The sequence below is a fragment of the Dysgonomonas termitidis genome, assembly GCF_042654545.1.
In the GTDB taxonomy this organism is placed as follows: domain Bacteria; phylum Bacteroidota; class Bacteroidia; order Bacteroidales; family Dysgonomonadaceae; genus Dysgonomonas; species Dysgonomonas termitidis.
This window is the reverse complement of record NZ_JBHSGN010000050.1, coordinates 115,083-133,457: the sequence shown is the minus strand read 5'-3', so window position 1 is coordinate 133,457 and position 18,375 is coordinate 115,083. Positions and strand designations below refer to the sequence as shown.

The window sequence follows — 18,375 nt, the reverse complement described above, 5'->3', positions numbered from 1 at the left end:
GGCAAAGATAATGTTATTTACAAATAGTTGATAACAATATGCACATCGGTTTATCTTTTCCCGCTCTTCTTTTTACCCGTATTATCAAATTCAAATACGGGTTTTAACGTATCATCCAGCCGTAAACAGGCATCAAAGGTTTTTTCGGCTTTGCTCATAAAGCCTTTAATCAGGGAGGTTTTACCTTTGGTCAGCAGGTCGATGAGATGTTTATCACTCAGGTCTTTGCCGCTCTTATTACGGAAAATGACATAGCCGCACTCTTCATTCTTACATTTAGCCACTTTTTGCAGTAATACGACACTCTCATTTTTACATTTGGGACAGATGTATTTGACTTTTTCGTCTTTATGCTCCAGATGCATAGTCAAAAGTTCGGCTGTGATCTGTCCGGCATAGACTTCAATCCCTTTGTGGAAGTCGGCAGCATTCATTTCCCCTGTAGCTATTTTGTTCAACGCATTCTCCCATGATCCGGTCATGGCGACATCGGCAATCTTCTTGTCTTTGACAGCCAGATAGACGACCAATCCTTTATTGGTCGGAACAAGGGATTTTTTATCCCTGACAATATATTCACGGGAGAAAAGCGTTTCAATGATAGCCGCACGGGTAGCGGGTGTGCCAATGCCTGATTCTTTAAGAGCTTCGCGTTCGGCTTCATCCGTAAGTTCTTTTCCGCAGGTTTCCATTACCGAGAGTAAACTGGCCTCCGTGTGTAACGGTCGGGGCTTAGTTTGCTTTTCGAGCGTGTCGGTTGAATCGATATTCCACTGGTCGCCTTCTTCAAGTGGTGGCAAGGTATTGTTGTCATCTTTTTCGTTCTCGTCAGCCATTACGCCGCTTACCGATCTCCAGCCCGCCTGATTAATGATTGCTCCTCTGGTTAAAAATATCTTTTCCTGCACCTCAAAACGGACAGTTGTCTGTTCTTTAATACAAGTGGTAGAAAATGCTTCCAGCATGCGACAGAAAATCATGTCGAAAATTAAGTTTTCATCGCCGGATAAATTGCCGGGCTTGTTTCCCGTCAGGATAATGGCATGATGATCGGTTACTTTTGCATCGTTGACACTGCGGTTATTCAGGTCTTTTAGTTGTTTTACCGTTTCACCATACAAGCTATGTTCTTTGAAACCGGAAAGTAATTCAGGGACGGTTTCAAATACATCCACAGATAGATAACGGCTTCCGGTACGGGGATAAGTGATTAGCTTTCCCTCATATAGCTTCTGGGCAATAGATAGGGTCTTATCGGCAGAGAAGGCATGTTTACTGTTGGCTTCTTTCTGCAAAGCCGTCAGGTCATAGAGAAGTGGCGGTTCTTGTTTTACCGTCTTTTTCTCTACGGACTTTACTGTTGCTATTCCATTCTGAGATATCTGTCCGGCTATATTGTCCGCTTCCATACGGTCATTATATTTATCCTCGGAAACAGGACCTAATACATTCCCTTCTTTTGATAGATTGAGTTTGTGCTGCCAGTATTTCTGCGATACAAAATCTTTATTTTCAAGATAGCGTGAACAGACCATTGCCAATGTCGGGGTTTGGACACGGCCTAAAGACCAGACACCTGATCCGGCTGATATGGATAAAGCTTGTGAGGCATTAATACCGACAAGCCAATCCGCCTGGCTACGGGCTTTGGCTGAGTAATATAAATGATCATATTCCGATCCCGCCCGTAGGCTTTCCAGACCACCCCGGATAGCCTGATCGGTGAGTGAGCTGATCCAAAGGCGGTCGAAGGGCTTGCTGCATGACAAATAATTATAAATATACCTGAATATCAACTCGCCTTCTCGTCCCGCATCGGTAGCGACAATGATACGTTCGCACTTATCAAATAATTCACGAATGACTTTGAGCTGTTTCATTGTCCCCGGATCGGGTTTATATTCTTTACCCTCTTTTATATGGCGGGGGATTAGCTTAAAGTCGTCCGGCAATATGGGCAGGTTCTCCTTTTGAAAACCTTTGATCCCATACTCTTCGGGCATGGCTAACCCGACCAGATGGCCGAAAGCCCAGGTAATAGCATAACCGTTACCTTCCAGATAGCCGTCCTTACGGCTGGTTGCTCCAACAATAGCCGCAATGTCACGGGCTACAGATGGTTTTTCTGCGATGATTACTTTCATTTTTTTATTATGGATTTTTAGTGGGAGGCACAGCCTCATTTATTTATACTTTGGTCACTACGACCGATAGACCGTTTTGTTATAAATGGATTTATTAAGAAGGTTGAAATCTACATCTTTACTCCGCCGCTCTTTTTTACAGTGCGGGTAGGACGTTGCGTTTCCTTTTGCTTCTCAGCCTGCTGTTGTGTCGGAGAAGTTTGGCCCTGCTTTATCGGTTCTTTTACATTTTTCAGACTCTCGCTGGTCTTACCCTGTGAATTGACAGCGACTTGTGTTTTGCTTTCTTCGGCAGGTTTAACCTCGGCTCCCTGTTTCTGAGCTTTATCCGGATTCCATCTGAAAAAGTCGAGCTTGCCCTTTTCATCATTTACTTTTACATAGGCATTGAAGGGTTGATCCTGCCCGTCTTTCATCATACCCTGAACATATACGGCTTTTCCTTCACGAAGTGAGTTTTGTTGTTTTTCATCCAGATTCACCCCCAGTAGTTTGTCAGGGATACGTACTTGCTGCTTTGGTTCCTGCTGTTCCGGTTTATTATTCTGCCTATATTTATTCCGGTCCAGTCCGTCATAGGAGAAATCAAGAGATCCTTTTGCCGCATTAAACTGGACATAGCCATCGAAGGGCCTGTCGTTTCTGGATGTCATGCCTTCCACTAATGTCTTTTTGCCTTCATACAGTGATTGTAATTGTTCTTTAGAAAGAGGGGCTTCTTTCAGAGTATCCTTAAAAGCAACGTTAGCCACAGGTATTGCTTCAAGTTGGTTTGTTAACTTATCCAGAGAAACGAAGGATGGAATTTGCTCACCTTTCTCTCCTGTAAGCTCAATGATTCTTCCGGCATTGGAGGTTTCAAGCAGGTTCTTTTTGTCTTGGTCGGTCAATGTCGCTCCGTGAAAGGGAATATCCAAAGTAGGAGCAGGTTGATAACTGTCCGCTTTCAAACGGATACTGCCATCGGGATTTTCCTCAAAGGATAATCGTACCTGTACCTGAAATGCAATCCCTTCGTAAGTTGGGTTTACCTGTATCAGGTTCGGTGATTTATGCCAGTTAAGCATAGCTTTAAGATTTCCCTGCTCTTCCAGCATCTCGCGGGTAACGCCGAGTTTTTCCAACTGTCCCCAATTGATACGGCTTTCATCCACAGGTTTGTACTCTTGGGACTGATCTTGTGTCTTTTGCTGTTTGTTGAAGTCCTCCGGATTGACACGGCTTTGGGATAAAAAAACGGAATTACCATCTTCATCTTTAAACATTTCCTTTAAAGCAGAAGCGATATTCTCAATTTTCTCGATAGGAGAACGGAAGAAATTGAAATGAGTCGGGTCTTGAAATTCCCTTTTGAGGTTAGAGAAAAAGTTTTCCAGAATACCTGCTTTCTCATCAATTTGAATAAATTCACCTTGATTCGTTGCTTTTGGATCAACAGATTCGAGATTACCCTGATTATCTACTCCCTTGACTGCTTTTACTTTATTGCCGTCACTTTTATTGACGACCAAAAGTGTTTCTTTGTTTTTTAATTTTTCGTCCATAATTTAATTGTTAAATTATTGCATCAATATAAATGCAGGACGAAAATAGTCAGATCGGATGGGGCTTATCCGATATATTAATTTGGTGGTAGTGAGTGGCTTCGAAATGGTAGGAAGTGGCGTTTAATCATTATCGTGCTTGAAAGGGAGTTTATTCAGTTTATTGTCTGGATCTAAACAAGTCACAAACGAACAAATGCAAAATGCCTATGGGTGCTTTATGGAAGGGTTAAGAACTGTCAGTCAATCCGAAAATAGCCTTTCGGAAACCTTTCGGATGCTGAATATTACTCGTGTTGAGTTAGTCGGTATGGAACCGCTTTATCGATATGGGCAAGGGGAAAAATGCCCTAGAATTTGCCTATCATAAAAAAGCGTTATCCCTTATTAATGCTGAATTAGAACTTCTGAACCTAAAAATTCGCTATCCTGAACAGTTCGAACAATTTGAGCTACAAACATTTCAATCCGACCTTTATATTCTCCCTAAGTCCAAAGATTTGGGGATTGTTGCTTTGGCGAAAATTGTAATAGCTCTTTTCTTTTCAAAAAAAGTATTCCAACGGAACAGTAAACCCGGACACCTGAACCAAATTGCAGATGCTTTTGAAAAAATATTCAATTGTTGTTTTGGGAGTATTTACGACCATCAAGAAAAAGTATTCGACCGTAAACCGTTCAATCGAATGAAAGCCCTTGACTTCTTACGAAATCTCATAATCCGAAAGGATAAAGAGGGTAAGAATAAACAAGATGAAAAATAATCTTTTTGCAACAAACTAAATAATAGGTCGTTATCAAAAACTTTCAGGGGAGTAGTTAACTACTCCCCTTTTTCTGCTTCTTCATTCTTCCATCCTTTGCTTCATCAATACATTGAAAATAAATAGTATCAATTAAAAAAATAAAGCAATATGTATATCAATATCTAATCCTTAAATCATCTCATCGTAAATCGGATAATCTGGCCACTAACATCTCAAAATGACGCTCTACGGTGGCTGCATCTGCATCCTTGAGCAGTATCCGTTTTTCCTTATCCAGCAGGTACAGATTTGGAATGGCTTTCAGGTCGTAAAGGGATTTACTCCTTACCGCATACTCCTTGTCATAGCCGTTGATCCAGGAAAGGGGCATTCCCTGCAAATGTTTCCGCCATAGCAGGTTGTCGCTGTCCGTGTACAAAGCCAGTATATCCAGTTTCCCGGTAAAGAGCAAATCATTTATCAGGGAGGACTCACGCAGGTAAGCCGTTGTCTCCCTGCAATTGGGGCAATCCGGGTCATAAAAGTAAAGCAGGGTATATTCGTTTTTCAATGCCTGCAGGTTGCCGCTGCTCCCGTCTGCAAAGGTATAAACGATATCGGCTGCAATGTTTCCTTTACGGTTTTTAAGCATCATCGACAGGTCGAACTTAGCCCGCTCTTTTGCCACCATATCACTGACAATATCAGTCGTAAGATATTCCGTCACCGGAATATAATACTCTTCATCGCGCAGCGGGGAGTTTGGATCATACAGGTAGTGCCTGTATAATGAAAGGAAATAAGGATATACCTTTCCGCCGGCATCCTCTTTCACCGCCCTGTCAAGCATAGCGGTAATGGACGCATATGCTTTCTCTTTACCGGCACGGGGCAGTATGTCCACATAATCGGCAAACGCCTGTTCGGTAACTTCCGGCAGGTGGATATAAGCAGTATCACCGAAATCGAAATGATCCCAGTAATGTGCGACCAGATAATCTGCCCTTTCAGCTGAAGTTTTCAATCCGTCGGGAACAGTAACCATTTGAAATTCTTTTTTTACGGGAGTATTTCCTGCCTCCTTCAGGTATGTTTCTTCCCGTTTTTTTTCGTTACAGCCGCAGCATGTGGAAAGTGTATAAATAAAACCCACAAAGAAAACGCACGGATAAACCACCCATATCAAAACTTTAACCCAATCTAATCTTTTTAATATATTCATAAATGATAACGATTTACGTTCTTATTCCTTATCCACGGTTATAGCCTTGTACCAATCCAGTCTCCGATAGGCTTCGTTGAGCGCCGGAAACCGTTCCTGCACGATATAGGCGGTCATTCCCGAATGTTTCCGGATGGTGAAGCCGTTATATCCATCCATAAAAGAAGGCGTGGATGCTTTCCACACCACACATCCGCCTATCAGCCGCAAAAGATATTCTTTTTGCATTTCCGTTTCAAGCAGGCCCGTATAGTATTCCCCGAAATCGGAAAACAAGCGGTAACTGCTCCGGTCGAAATGCTGAATATCCATTGCATTAATTTCTTTCTCTGAATTGCAATTTTTCCTGATATAATCAGCCAGGACGTCAAGAGCATCCGTTTTTATTACCGAAAATGTGGCAGAACGCATGTAGCCTTCCTGTTTATCGAAATAGTCGAATGCCGCTTGGATAAACTTTACGGGGTCGCCATATACCAGTTCGTTTGTATGCTGCCGGTAAATATCCGTAAAACCGGGTGAGACGATCTCTGCCGACGAAGCCAATACGTACTCCGCTTTATCCCTGAGCTGGTAAGCCACTTCCACGCCCGCCATGAAACAGGTTTCGAAAATGATATGCCTGAAAGCCCCGTCGGGTATGGCCCCGGCAAAATCGACCAGTTCCATCTCGTTACTGCCGTCAGTAATTACAGACCGGGGTTGCACCGCCGACCGGGGATTAATCAGCATACCCGCAGGCAGCCAGCCCGAAGCATGGGAAAAAACCAGCAGGTTGAAAACCGCTCCGGGATACATCGCTTTTGCTTCGGCGACCACACGCCGGAAAACAGTCGGGTCTGCCGAGTTTTCCGCTTCGTATTCCCTCAGAGGCACGGCGGTTGTATTACCGCTTATTTCAAGCAGTCGGGGAGCTGAGTTCCGCATATCGTGATAAACCAGCACTTTCGTTCCATACCGGCCGTCATAGCCTTGTTTAATGGCTTCAAGTTTTTCATTACTTTCGCCGGACAAGCTATTGTCGCCACCCAGGTAAACCAGCAATACCCGGGTTACAATATCCGGTTCCTGTTCTTTCCCGCACGAAACAAACAATAAGGCTAACGAAAGAAACGCCACCCGGAGCATTGCTTTTGTAAGGCTATCTTTTCCATGCATCCTTACTTGTCCTCCGCATAACAGGGCAATATGCTTTCTGCATGAGGAAACTGGTGCATCACCCGGCTCGTTATCAGCTATTACCCTGTATGTTATAATTTCCCTGTCCATATATTTTTCTGTATTTGCTTGAATAAATAAAAAAACGGGCCAGGCCGGCTTCCCAGCCAACATGGTCCTTAAGGAAAATCAAAAAGTATATATTGGGGAAATATATATTCCTCATAGCCGAATTCATACTGTTGATATTTTTTCGACTTGTGTGGGTATTTCTCTCTCTGCTCCTTTCCCATTATCCATTCATTCACCGGTAAACAATTCAAGGCTGCTGCCTGTTGTTTCTTCATCCCTCGCTGCACATAGGTAGGATGCACCCGATCCGGCGAGAACCTGCAAAATATTTTCGGCATATAATTTAAATCGTACCATGAATCAGATATATCGTTTCTTTTCGCTTTTATCATTGGTTTATCGTTTCTTATATTCTGTATAGTATCCGCTGGGGTTACTGTTTGCTTTATCTTGTTATTCCTTTATGCTAAAAAATGGCAGCCGGGCGAATTATCGCAACTCACAGGGCTGCCCCTTAACACAAACTTTACAAAACTACACTTGTATTTTTTTACTTCTTTATTCCACCACACAGCGCACGGCGTGAGCCCTGCACCGCCCTTCTGTATTATGGTAGATATTAATACCGCCGATCCAGCCTCCCAAGTTCGGGGTAAAACTCATTAAATATGAGTTCGTAACTCCCGGAGAAGCCGTCCAGTAATAGCTGCCATCATTAGTAGTATTACTCTGAACACTACTGCTACAATTACGCCAGTAAGAAGAAGGGAAAAAAGCTGCGCCTGTTTTATTGACACCTCTCTCCACAAGACTTGTTCCATAGGCATTATTAGCGGCATCCCCGGTTTGCAGGGAATAATCGCCGTTGAATTCACGTGAAGTGGGCATGCGCCATTTTTTTCCGGCAGGTGCGTAGCCCTTCTTCGTTAGCCACCTGCATATGTCTCCTTTCCCTGAGTTCCCATCCGTAACTTCGTACAGATAAGCCCTGTCCCTGTTATCAGATATATTCGTTGCATCGGAGATAAAAGGTATATCACCATATGCATATCCTCCTGTTGTTGTTCCTCCTTCAGGCGGGTAAAGCCTTGTGCCGGAAGAAGTATTGGTAGAATAACTGCCGTTTGGAGAAATGCCCCATAGGCTACCCCACTTGAAAACGACGCCATTGTAATACTGGTGGTCGGTTACGCCTACGTCATCGAAGGTCAGGCGTCCCAATCCCTCGTCGTAATAGATATTGCTGCCTGCCCAGCCTTTGTGTGCCGGTGGAGATATGATTTGTCCCATCAGGTTAAAGTTGACGGTTACATCATTGAACTTTTTTTGGGTTTCCGAGCTTTCGAGCACGACGGTTACCGTGCCGGATACAGCATCAGTGGGTCTGTTTTTTACTGTAAAACGTATCGGAGTATAGGTCAGGGAGATATTATTCCCGCCGACGGTTCCCGGTATTAAATTATCCTGCCCTTGCAGGGCAAGCAAGCCGCTGTTATCCGTCACCGACTTGATCCGCCATCCGGTATTACTTTCTATTGCAAACATATAATTGCTGCCGTCGAGGTGGTAAAACCCGTCGGCTGCAGTTACGATCAGGTTGTAAGTTGCCTGGCGCAGGAAGAGGCTCTTCATCATATAGCGTTGCCCGTTGGTTATCGTGAAATCGAACCTCGAGATCTTTTCCATAAAAGGATCATCCGCCACATCCGCACTGGTGATAGCGGTAGGAAAGATTGTGTTGTACCATATTTCACCGGAAGCATTACTGAATGTGGCCGGTACATCCGATTCCGGGGCAAGGGGAAAGGACGTCGTTCCTACCATCTGGCTACTCACCGTTACATCCGATGTTGCCGGGAACCAGAACAACGCGAATTTCTGCGCATCAGGCTGTACGCCGATCGGTTCCCGGAAGAACAGCTCGGAAATTTCATTTCCACCGGCATCTTTAATATAGAGGTCGATACCCGCCTCAGTGGTCTGCGTCACGGTTACTTTGTAAACCAGACGTCCTGCTTTCAGGTAGATATACGCCGTCCGGTCTGATCCCGTATTTTCCTCCAGGATCAGTTTTATATCCGTGGAACCGGAATTCCCCCCGGCAGAACTGACCGAAAGCCAGCTTACCGGATTGCCGCCATCTGTGATTTGCTCTACACTCCACCCCCCGGGGTAATCGGTTTTCACCGTCAACGTATTGTCTTTGCCCAAAGCCGTACGGTTGTCACGCGAAAAAGTGAAGGTTTCCCGGGATACGGCCAGCCTGTATTGCCCGTCGGATGCGATCCCCGTGATTTCCGCCTCATCCCAGGCAATGACTTCGGCTTCCATATTCACGGCTTTGGCGTTAAAGGCTTCCTCGGCCGTTTGGCATCCCTGTCCTTTTACTTTGGTAATCCTGACGGTATACCTGTGATTGCGCAGGATGTCCCGGGGAACGTTGTTGTCCTCTTGTTTCACAAAGTCTATCCTGTAATAAGTCGGGGTGGCGTCAGTGCCGTAAACACCACCGACCACCAGGCAGGTCATTTGATTGGTTACGGGAATACTGTTTTCATAAGGAACCTCCGATTCAAAAGTATAGATGCTGCTTTCGAGCGATACGTCATTCGACACGGTATAATCCAGGGGCCCTTTGACGACATTGCTGCCCGCAGCAAGCGTGGGCTTTTCCACTTTCGACAAAGAACCTGCCGCCAGGTTAACCGGATCGGGTGCGATACGCGCCTTTTGATGGCTGTTGTATAAGTGTACCGTTTTAAGTTTGAAATCCGGCTGGGCCTGATCGCCCACCATTACCTCTATCCCGGCTACCATACGCAATAGCTTCAGGCCTGTGACGGTCAGCCCCGGGGTAATTGTCTTGTCGCCCGAAGCTTCACCCCACATCGGGATGTCGCGGTAACCGTTGCTGCCCGGATCGTTGTTCCAGCGGGTAATGCCCGACAACTGCAACTGCGCAAGCATGGTGTTTTTTTCCACACCCTCTCCGGTACCGCCTTCAAACAGGGCGTCGACTTCCGGTTTCGCATTGCCCAGGAGGACGAACCTGTAAGCCTCATTCTGTTTCAGGCGGGTGAATGTTACCGTAAATTTCTTTTTGCTGATCTCTCCGTTATCCTGTATCGTGCCGGTTTCAGCCCAGTCATACAGCTTGTATTGACCACCCTCCGGTTTGAAGGCCAGCACGTATACGTGTGCAAGTTTGTTTTCGTCCGTTGCCGTCAGGGCATACGTCCCGGGTGAGGAAGCGGGAAGATTCACGCTGAAAGCCAGTTCTGTATTGTTCCTGCCGGAAATAGGGGTGATGTCCTGCTCTTCCGAGCATGAAGGCAGCATGCACCCCGCCAACAGGAATGCCAATATATATAAAATATGAATTCTTCTTTTTCTTTTCATCGTTATACGAGTGATTTCTTTGTATTGAATCTTGATACTTATTCCACCACACAGCGCACGGGGTGAGCCCTGCACCGGCCTTCTGTTTCATGGTAGATATCAGCGCCGTTGAATATACCTGCAAACTTATTGGAATATTTCATTAAGTATGCGTTTGTACCTCCCGGGGAAGCCGTCCAGTAATAACCGTTACCCGTACTGGCGCTCTCCTGTAGAGCTCCGGTACAATGGCGATAGTGAGACATGGGGAAGAATGCAGCAGTGCCCGTTTTGCTCACACCACTTCTCACAGCGCCTGTTCCATATTCATGATTACCGAAAGTTCCGGTTTGATATGTATAACTACCGTCGAACTCCCGCGATGTGGGCATGCGCCATTTCTTTCCGGCAGGCGCATAGCCTTTCTTCGTCAGCCACCTGCATATGTCTCCTTTCCCTGAGTTCCCATCCGTAACTTCATACAGATAAGCCCTGTCCCTGTTTGAGGGTACATTCGTTGCATCGGAGATAAAAGGTATATCATCATATGATCCTCCTGTCGTTGTTCCTCCGTCAGGCGGGTATCTTTTTGTGAGAACAGTATAATTTTGGATAGGTGAAATGCCATACAGGCTGCCCCACTTGAAGATAACGCCGTTGTAGTACATGTGATCGGTTACACCTACGTCATCAAAGGTCAGGTGTCCCAATGTCTGGTCATAGTAGATATTACTGCCTGCCCAGCCTTTGTGTGCCGGTGGAGATATGATTTGCCCCATCAGGTTAAAGTTGAGGGTTACGTCATTAAACTTTTTTTGGGTTTCCGTGCTTTCGAGCACGATGGTTACCATGTCGGATACAGCATCAGTGGGCCTGTTTTTTACTGTAAAACGTATCGGAGTGTAGGTCACGGAGGTATTATTCCCGTCACCGACTCCCGGTATTAAATTGTCCTGCCCTTGCAGGTTAAGCAAGCTGCTGTTATCCGTTACCGACTTGATCCGCCATCCGGTGTTACTTTCTACTGCAAACATATAATTGCTGCCGTCGAGGTGGTAAAACCCGTCGATTACAGTTACGACCAGGTTGTAAGTTGCCTGGCGTAAGAAGAGGCTCTTTGTCATATAGCGTTGACCGTTATATATCGTGAAATCGAATCTCGAAATACATTCCTTAAAAGGATCATCCGCCACATCCGCACCGGAGATAGCGGGAGGAAGGATTGTGTTGTACCATATTTCACCGGAACCATTATTGAATGTGACCGGTTTATCCGATCCTCCGGTAATGTCAAAGGTAAAGGGCGTCGTTCCTGCCATCTGGCTACTCACCGTTACATCCGATGTTGCCGGGAACCAGAACAAACCGAATTTCTGTGCGGCAGGCTGTACGCCGATCGGTTCCCGGAAGAACAGTTCGGAAATTTCATTTCCCCCGGCATCTTTAATATACAGCTCAATACCTGACGTAATGGTCTGCGTCACGGTTACTTTGTAAACCAGGCGTCCTGCTTTCAGGTAGATATACGCCGTACGGTCTGATCCCGTATTTTCCTCCAGGATCAGTTTTATATCCGTGGAACCGGAATACCCCCCGGCAGAACTAACCGAAAGCCAGCTTACGGGGTTATTGCCGCCATCTGCGATTTGCTTTGCACTCCACCCGCCGGGGTAATCTGTTTTCACCGTCAACGTATTGTCTTTGCTCAAAGCCGTACGGCTGTCACGCGAAAAAGTGAAGGTTTCCTGGGATACGGCCAGCCAGTATTGCCCGTCGGATACGATTCCGGTAATATCCGCCTCATCCAAAGCAATGACTTCTGCTTCTATATTCACGGCTTTGGCGTTAAAGGCCTCTTCGGCCGTTTGGTATCCCTGTCCTTTCACTTTGGTGATCCTGACGGTATACCGGTGGTTGCGCAGGATGTCCCGGTACGAGAGGGTGTTGTCATCCTCTTGTTTCACAAGGTCTATCCTGTAATAAGTCGGGGTGGCGTCGTTGCCGTAAACTCCGCCGACCACCAGGCAGGTCATTTTATCGGTTACGGGAATACTGTTTTCATAAGGAACCTCCGATTCAAAGGTATAGATGCTGCTTTCGAGCGATATATCATTCGAAACGGTATAGTCCAAGGGTCCTTTGACGACATTGCTGCCCGCAGCAAGCGTGGGTTTTTCCACTTTCGACAAAGAACCTGCCGCCAGGTTAGCCGGATCGGGTGCGATACGCGCCTTTTGATGGCTGTTATACAAGTGTACAGTTTTTAGTTTGAAATCCGGTTGGGCCGGCTCACCCACCGTGACATCTATCCTGGCTGCCATACGCAGGAGTTTCAGGCCTGCGACGGTCAGCCCCGGGGTAATTGTCTTGTCGTCCGAAGCTTCACCCCACATCGGGATGTCGCGGTAACCGTTGCTGTCCGGATCATTATTCCAGCGGGCAATGCCCGACAGTTGCAACTGCGCAAGCATCGCATTTTTTTCCGCTCCCTCTCCGGTACCGCCATCAAACAGGGCGTTAACTTCCGGCTTCGCATTGCCCAGGAGGACAAACCTGTAAGCCTCGTTCTGTTTCAGGCGTGTGAAGGTTACCGTAAATTTCTTTTTGCTGATCTCTCCGTTGTCCTGTATCGTGCCGGTTTCAGCCCAGTCGTAAAGCTTGTATTGGCCACTTTCGGCTTTGAAGGCCAGCACGTATACGTGTGCAAGTTTGTTTTCGTCCGTTGCCGTCAGGGCATACGTCCCGGGTGAGGAAGCGGGAAGATTCACACCGAAAGCCAGCTCCGTATTGTTTCCGGCGGAAGGGTGGAAAGTTTCCCGTTCTTCCGAACATGAAAACAGCATGCACCCCAGCATCAGAAATGTCAGAGTATGCAAAAAAGATATCATTTTTAATCTTTTCATTATTTTACAGTATTATATCCTGTGTGTTTATATTCCCAGACCGTACGTCGCCCGTTTGCTTATTAACCACGCAGATTATCTCGTCCCGCCTGGTTTTATACATACACACACTTTTACTTATAATGCTTTCTTTTTATATTTCATTCAGTGTTTCGTTAATTATCCATCCGTTGATGGAAACCTGCACATCCATGTCCGTATCCGATACTTTCATGAATTTCAGGTGGATGTCGTAGGTATGAATATCCTCCAGATCGACGGTTATCCCTTGCTCCCTGAGCTTGAGGATCAGTTCCACCAAATTTGCCGAAAAGAATATTTTACCGGTAATTTCGTTTGTCAGTACCAACTCCGGCGTGGGCCGCTGCTCGTTCAGGGAGAGTACGCGCAGAGAGCCGTAGGGTTGCCCGTCCTTATCTTTCGAGCAAGGTGATATATAGCGTAGCTTCGTAAGCGAAGCACAGGAATTGTCGAATGTATGGTCGCCGTTATCGTCTTCGATATACAGGCTGTAAGTATGTTCCGGGAAATCGATTCCCTCGGTGGTCACGTTGATCGTGTTGGTAATTTGTTTCAGGTCGAGTGTAAAGTTCATGCCCGGCCTGATTACTTCCGCAATGTCCAGCCTGGCGTAGAAAAGATGGTTCGGATGATGGTCTATGATGTTGCTTTCCGTCCTTTTCAGGCGCAGCATACACTCATTAATATCGGTCTGGCCCGGAATGAATGCTTCCGGATTTGCCTGGTAGCAATCCTGGGTGAATCCGCCCCAGCAGACAAAAGAATATGTTCCGTAGTCCAATGGAAGCTCCATATAATACAGAGGACTTAACGAGGGGCTTTCGTCTATCCATTCCCCGATGAATTTGCCATTCCCGTCGAAGACGAACAGGTTGAAGCGGTTCACTTCAGCCGGATCAAGCAATCCGGGAGAGTAGGTCGTCCGGTAAGCAAAATACACCCGTACGTTTTGGGGAGGGCAGTCCGTATTATCTTCACCGATACAGGAATGCAGCAGCAACAGGAGTACCGTGGTAAGATAAGAGAAAAAACGGAATACTCGTTTCATCAGTTTGTTCATTTCGTTATCTACTGGCATATATGGTTCCAGCGGTAAATATACCTGGCAAGGTCTGGCCCGCCATGCATTGGATTAATAGAAAATCGTATCAATAAAACGTCCGGCCCGAACAGCCTCCTGCATTTTACAAGGTTCGCCGTCAGCAGGGGAAGACTGATGGCCGGACAGTATTATTTGTTTGTTCTTTAGATTTCGTTCTCCTGAGTAACTATTGTCCAGGGTTCGATATCCAGTGTAACTGAGATATCGGTCGGCTCATCGATTTCTTCAGTGGGGTCTGTGATGATGTCTCCCGGTTTTCCCAGCCCGTTGATCTTGGTAATGGTCACCTTATAGATGTTATTACGCAAAACATCAAACTTATTTTCCTGGCCGCTTTGAGGCGCCGGATTCAGGAATATATTGTAATATGCCAATCCGTTGGTATATGTTATTGCGGATGTACCTTTGTCTGTGGCATAGGCAGCAGCATCTGTCGAGCTCTTAAAGAAATACTTTTGTCCACCGGCATTTACCAGATAGAATGTCTCTCCTGCATTGTACGAATCATCAGCAGTAAACCCTGAAGCTGCATCTCCGGCAGTGTTCAGCTTGACAATACTGGAAGGTGTGTATGTTGCACGCACGGAAACATAGGTATGATCACCCTGGGCATTTCCCTGTGAAGTATTCTCCGTCGTATAAACGGCGTCAGCAATAGTGATGGCTGTTGCATTGGGATTGATTGTCTTATAGTCACTGCTTTGTGCCGGGATAAAGTCCGTCAGTACACTCCAGGGGGATGTCCAGTTCGGGTCTCTGAAGGTTGACGACGGATAGGGGAAGAATTTCTTGTTGACATTGCTCACTGCAAACTGAAGGCCGGATACCGTACCTCCGGTTACGGATGAGGAGAATGGGTTCCCTTCCTGCACCACCACTTTTGCCAGGAGGCGGGCAACCGTTACCGTTACCGTATTTTCCGTGGCATAATCCGGATCGCCGGTCGTTACCAATGTGGGCGTTTTTACCAGGCGGCTGAACATGGCAAAGCCGGTGGTCGTATTACCCAGTTCGGTTGCTGCAGCGGTAATAGCCTGCTCAACAGCGCCTGGATCGGTATTGACAATCGCAGTAGCCAGCGTTGCCGGCAGGTTAACCCCCACATAGATATTCTTAGCCCCGGTAGTGGTGGCAATTTTTTTAGCATCTTTCAGTTGCCATTTGTTATCGCCCAGGTCATCGAAATCCGCAACAACCAGAGACTGCCTTTTGATAAACGCATTGGAGGCATCGTAGATATACACGTCCACGGTCTTTATGGTCACCTCATCGGCAGTGGCATTGGGATCGGCCGCATAAGTCACGGGCTGTGAAATACTCAGTGAAAAATTGGTAGGCGTCCCGGTTTCCGGTGTTTTGCCTGTTACTTCATCATCGCTTGAACAAGCGGTAAAACCTAGTAGCGAAGCTACTGTGAGTAATGTTGCATACTTAAATTTAGTTTTCATTTTCATTTTCTTTATTTAATTTTAAGAATAAAAAACTGGTTCTCAATATATTAAAGGTAACACCTGATCATATCCGTCTTATCTCATTTTTATTTTACAAACGTTTATAAGTTTTTACTATTCATTTATTTCTTCTTTGCCTTCCCCATATACCTTCACTTCATAATCGATCCGGTATTCGATCCGTCTTAAAGCCGGAAACATTTCTTTTAGCATCCTGAGGTAAGGAACGCCCTTGTCTAACCGCATTAAGGCCGACTCCCTGCCTTCGGCAACCGGTACAGTAGCTATTATGTCCAATATCCTGTCTTTTTGCGGCAAACTGCTTGCCCTGACCTGTTCCGTCAGGCCTTCCCAGTCTTCACCATGGGAAGTAACCCGCAAAAGGTTATCATCAATGGAAAATCGGCTTTTAATATACTCTTTCAGAGCATGGGCTCTCTCCCCGGCAAGGCGTTCATTGTGGATATACAAACCTTCAGGGGAAGCATAACCCTCTATATACAGGCCCAGCAAACGGGCATCCGGATTATCCTGAACTTCGCGGAGATTACATTCAATCTTTGCCAGTTCTATGGCGTTACGCATGAATCCCGGCAGGATCACAGAGTTATCAGCCGGAAAATCCATATACGCCTTGTCTCGACGGCGTTTTATGGCATATTTGTGAGAGGTGGGATGGACTGCAAGTGGTATATCTTCCGGGTGGAACACCGCATGTTGTTTTACTCCATTATTTAAGCGGTAAGCGATCAGGGTGTTTCTGCCCCGGTAGCCCGATGTCTCCTGCAGTACCTGCAAGCGGGCCGAATCCATCCATGAGGTGTAGGGAACTTTTGCCGCATAGGACAATACCGTGTCGTTGCTTATACGCGCAGATATGGAATTATCCGCCACATCCCGGTTAAAACGGGCTATCACCCTCCGTTTATTCTCACCCAGTACGATAACCGGCGGCAACGAAAGTAAGGAATCGCCTGCTTCTATTTGCGGACTGATACAAAGCCCCTGTCCTGCTTCTATCGAAAGGGGATTGATCCTGATCAGAAGATCGACTGAAAGACTGTCATCCCTTTTTCCGAACTCCCGTGCATCTACTATAATCAGACCCTGGGAAAATCCGGATAAGGAAATCAAAAACGAAAAAACAGTTAAAATATATTGCTTCATAAATCTATGCTTTTAAGTAAGCTATTATCTGTTTTCGAGGCTATCTGACCTCATTTGACGATATAGATTAGTGAAACACCCGCTTTGGTGGGGCCGAACCAGTGTTTGCTTCCCTCACTTGTTTTACGTCCGCAGGTGTGGCATTCGTATTTGCTGTAATCGGTATATACATACCCGAAACCAAAGGTGGCTTCCAGATTCCAACGACGGGAGAGTATCCACTGGTAGCCGTAGGAGAAGCCTGCGCCCCAGGCATGGCCCTGGAAACGGTAGTCTTTCAGTTCGGGAAATATATCAAGCGGCAAATCCAGGTTGCCGATATTGTAGTTGTTGTAGAGCAGGTGTGTTCCCAGATAATGCCCGTTGAACGGTTCATGAATCCAGTAGCGAAGCTCCGGTTGGATCAGCAGATGCTTCCATTTGCGGTTATCACTGAATGTCCAGGGATTGTAGCTTGCCGACAGATCCAGGGTCAGGTAGTCCGACAGGCGTGCCTCAGCCCCCAGGTTCATCGTTGCTGCGAGATCATGCAGCAGGTTGGTCTTGATACTCAACACGGGTAGCCTTGCCGGCAGTACCGTTCCTTCCGGCAGAAAAACATCCCGGCGCATTTCCTGAGAATACAGATTTGTTAAAATGGTAACTGATACTGCCAATAGCAATACGGTTTGCTTGAACATCCTATGTGAAGTTTTATATCTTTAGTAAATGCAATAAAAAGTACAAATATACTGTTTTGCAAAAGTATGTAAAAGGGATGATATAGGAAAGTCTAATGATAGTATATAGTAGTAAACTATCATCTTAATATCGTTGTAATCAGTTTGTGATGAAATACTTATTCGATTTATTTATTCATGTATTAGGGAACAGTCGCTGTGGCCTGATCAAATTTATACACATCCTTTTTTAGTATGATCATACTTTATTCAAAAGTTTTAGGAAATAAACCATATCGCCCGGATGAAAAGCTTTTACAGAAAATATCAAAGAATTACGTCCTTGTCAATGGGAACCTGCTCTAATCGCTTTAATATCAGATACCGTAAACGTTCCTGATGTTCATCTCCCCATTGCCCTAGCGCTGAAAGAACGGGAATTAATGTTTCGCCAAATTCAGTCAGGCTGTATTCAACCTTTGGCGGGACTACCGGATAAATCGTTTTCGTAATCAGTTCATGTTCCTCCAGCTCTTTCAACTGTATATTGAGGACTCTGCGGGAAGCATCAGGGATTTTACGTTGCAATTCACTCGGACGTTTATACCCTTCATGGATAAACCACAATAGGCGGATTTTCCATTTGCCGTAGAGGACTTCGCCAATCAGGTCGAGCCCGCAATTCAAGCTTAACGGTATCTTTCTTTCATACATGGTACAAATATATTCATATGTCCAAAATTGTACAATAGGAGAATAATTTATCCCTATCCGATTCGTTTTTCCGTACTTGTATAAATTCGGCATA

General features: G+C 45.8%; 13 protein-coding genes. 1 reads left to right on the top strand and 12 read right to left on the bottom strand.

The window, feature by feature from the left end; genetic code table 11:
- Window positions 1-50: 50 nt before the first annotated feature.
- Both ACFO6W_RS06265 and ACFO6W_RS06260 read right to left on the bottom strand, forming a co-directional pair.
- Window positions 51-2,144, bottom strand: a complete 2,094-nt coding sequence (locus ACFO6W_RS06265; protein WP_379994533.1) for a type IA DNA topoisomerase — start codon at window positions 2,142-2,144, stop codon at window positions 51-53.
- Between the two features lie 110 nt (window positions 2,145-2,254).
- Window positions 2,255-3,688, bottom strand: a complete 1,434-nt coding sequence (locus ACFO6W_RS06260) for a DUF3945 domain-containing protein (protein ID WP_379994531.1) — start codon at window positions 3,686-3,688, stop codon at window positions 2,255-2,257.
- A 329-nt stretch (window positions 3,689-4,017) separates the two neighbouring features.
- On the opposite strand from ACFO6W_RS06260, the gene ACFO6W_RS06255 reads away from it, so the two are divergent.
- Complete coding sequence (locus ACFO6W_RS06255) at window positions 4,018-4,452, top strand: hypothetical protein (protein WP_379994529.1); 435 nt, start codon at window positions 4,018-4,020, stop codon at window positions 4,450-4,452.
- 181 nt (window positions 4,453-4,633) lie between these two features.
- Here ACFO6W_RS06255 and ACFO6W_RS06250 read toward each other — a convergent pair whose 3' ends face one another.
- From ACFO6W_RS06250 to ACFO6W_RS06205, 10 genes are all read right to left on the bottom strand, one after another.
- A complete protein-coding gene (locus ACFO6W_RS06250) occupies window positions 4,634-5,656 on the bottom strand; it encodes a DUF5106 domain-containing protein (RefSeq protein WP_379994528.1) in 1,023 nt (340 codons plus the stop codon).
- A gap of 21 nt (window positions 5,657-5,677) precedes the next feature.
- The gene (locus ACFO6W_RS06245; RefSeq protein WP_379994527.1) at window positions 5,678-6,925 is read right to left on the bottom strand and encodes a clostripain-related cysteine peptidase; all 1,248 of its coding nucleotides are present in this window, start codon (window positions 6,923-6,925) and stop codon (window positions 5,678-5,680) included.
- 68 nt (window positions 6,926-6,993) lie between these two features.
- Complete coding sequence (locus tag ACFO6W_RS06240; RefSeq protein ID WP_379994526.1) at window positions 6,994-7,278, bottom strand: hypothetical protein; 285 nt, start codon at window positions 7,276-7,278, stop codon at window positions 6,994-6,996.
- Window positions 7,279-7,444: 166 nt separating this feature from the next.
- Complete coding sequence (locus ACFO6W_RS06235) at window positions 7,445-10,285, bottom strand: BACON domain-containing protein (protein WP_379994525.1); 2,841 nt, start codon at window positions 10,283-10,285, stop codon at window positions 7,445-7,447.
- Between the two features lie 38 nt (window positions 10,286-10,323).
- Window positions 10,324-13,167 (bottom strand): BACON domain-containing protein, encoded by a 2,844-nt coding sequence (locus ACFO6W_RS06230; protein WP_379994524.1) that lies wholly within the window; start codon window positions 13,165-13,167, stop codon window positions 10,324-10,326.
- A 133-nt stretch (window positions 13,168-13,300) separates the two neighbouring features.
- A complete protein-coding gene (locus ACFO6W_RS06225) occupies window positions 13,301-14,236 on the bottom strand; it encodes a FimB/Mfa2 family fimbrial subunit (protein ID WP_379994522.1) in 936 nt (311 codons plus the stop codon).
- A gap of 197 nt (window positions 14,237-14,433) precedes the next feature.
- Entirely contained in the window at window positions 14,434-15,738 is a 1,305-nt protein-coding gene (locus ACFO6W_RS06220; RefSeq protein ID WP_379994521.1) for an Mfa1 family fimbria major subunit, read from the bottom strand.
- 117 nt (window positions 15,739-15,855) lie between these two features.
- Entirely contained in the window at window positions 15,856-16,908 is a 1,053-nt protein-coding gene (locus tag ACFO6W_RS06215; RefSeq protein ID WP_379994520.1) for an OmpA family protein, read from the bottom strand.
- 50 nt (window positions 16,909-16,958) lie between these two features.
- Window positions 16,959-17,588 carry a DUF3575 domain-containing protein gene (locus ACFO6W_RS06210; protein WP_379994519.1) on the bottom strand — a complete coding sequence of 210 codons (630 nt, stop codon included), beginning with the start codon at window positions 17,586-17,588 and terminating at the stop codon, window positions 16,959-16,961.
- A gap of 306 nt (window positions 17,589-17,894) precedes the next feature.
- Window positions 17,895-18,374, bottom strand: coding sequence for a winged helix-turn-helix transcriptional regulator (locus tag ACFO6W_RS06205; protein ID WP_379994518.1), 480 nt, complete (start codon window positions 18,372-18,374; stop codon window positions 17,895-17,897).
- Window position 18,375: the final 1 nt, after the last annotated feature.

What these genes read in the sequence shown, in the direction of transcription:
- ACFO6W_RS06240 (WP_379994526.1), bottom strand. Translation starts at nt 7,278, where the DNA reads ATGATAAAAGCGAAAAGAAACGATATATCTGATTCATGGTACGATTTA.
- ACFO6W_RS06225 (WP_379994522.1), bottom strand. Translation starts at nt 14,236, where the DNA reads ATGAAACGAGTATTCCGTTTTTTCTCTTATCTTACCACGGTACTCCTG.
- ACFO6W_RS06235 (WP_379994525.1), bottom strand. Translation starts at nt 10,285, where the DNA reads ATGAAAAGAAAAAGAAGAATTCATATTTTATATATATTGGCATTCCTG.
- ACFO6W_RS06210 (WP_379994519.1), bottom strand. Translation starts at nt 17,588, where the DNA reads ATGTTCAAGCAAACCGTATTGCTATTGGCAGTATCAGTTACCATTTTA.
- ACFO6W_RS06220 (WP_379994521.1), bottom strand. Translation starts at nt 15,738, where the DNA reads ATGAAAACTAAATTTAAGTATGCAACATTACTCACAGTAGCTTCGCTA.
- ACFO6W_RS06245 (WP_379994527.1), bottom strand. Translation starts at nt 6,925, where the DNA reads ATGGACAGGGAAATTATAACATACAGGGTAATAGCTGATAACGAGCCG.
- ACFO6W_RS06250 (WP_379994528.1), bottom strand. Translation starts at nt 5,656, where the DNA reads ATGAATATATTAAAAAGATTAGATTGGGTTAAAGTTTTGATATGGGTG.
- ACFO6W_RS06265 (WP_379994533.1), bottom strand. Translation starts at nt 2,144, where the DNA reads ATGAAAGTAATCATCGCAGAAAAACCATCTGTAGCCCGTGACATTGCG.
- ACFO6W_RS06230 (WP_379994524.1), bottom strand. Translation starts at nt 13,167, where the DNA reads ATGAAAAGATTAAAAATGATATCTTTTTTGCATACTCTGACATTTCTG.
- ACFO6W_RS06205 (WP_379994518.1), bottom strand. Translation starts at nt 18,374, where the DNA reads ATGCCGAATTTATACAAGTACGGAAAAACGAATCGGATAGGGATAAAT.
- ACFO6W_RS06215 (WP_379994520.1), bottom strand. Translation starts at nt 16,908, where the DNA reads ATGAAGCAATATATTTTAACTGTTTTTTCGTTTTTGATTTCCTTATCC.
- ACFO6W_RS06255 (WP_379994529.1), top strand. Translation starts at nt 4,018, where the DNA reads ATGGGCAAGGGGAAAAATGCCCTAGAATTTGCCTATCATAAAAAAGCG.
- ACFO6W_RS06260 (WP_379994531.1), bottom strand. Translation starts at nt 3,688, where the DNA reads ATGGACGAAAAATTAAAAAACAAAGAAACACTTTTGGTCGTCAATAAA.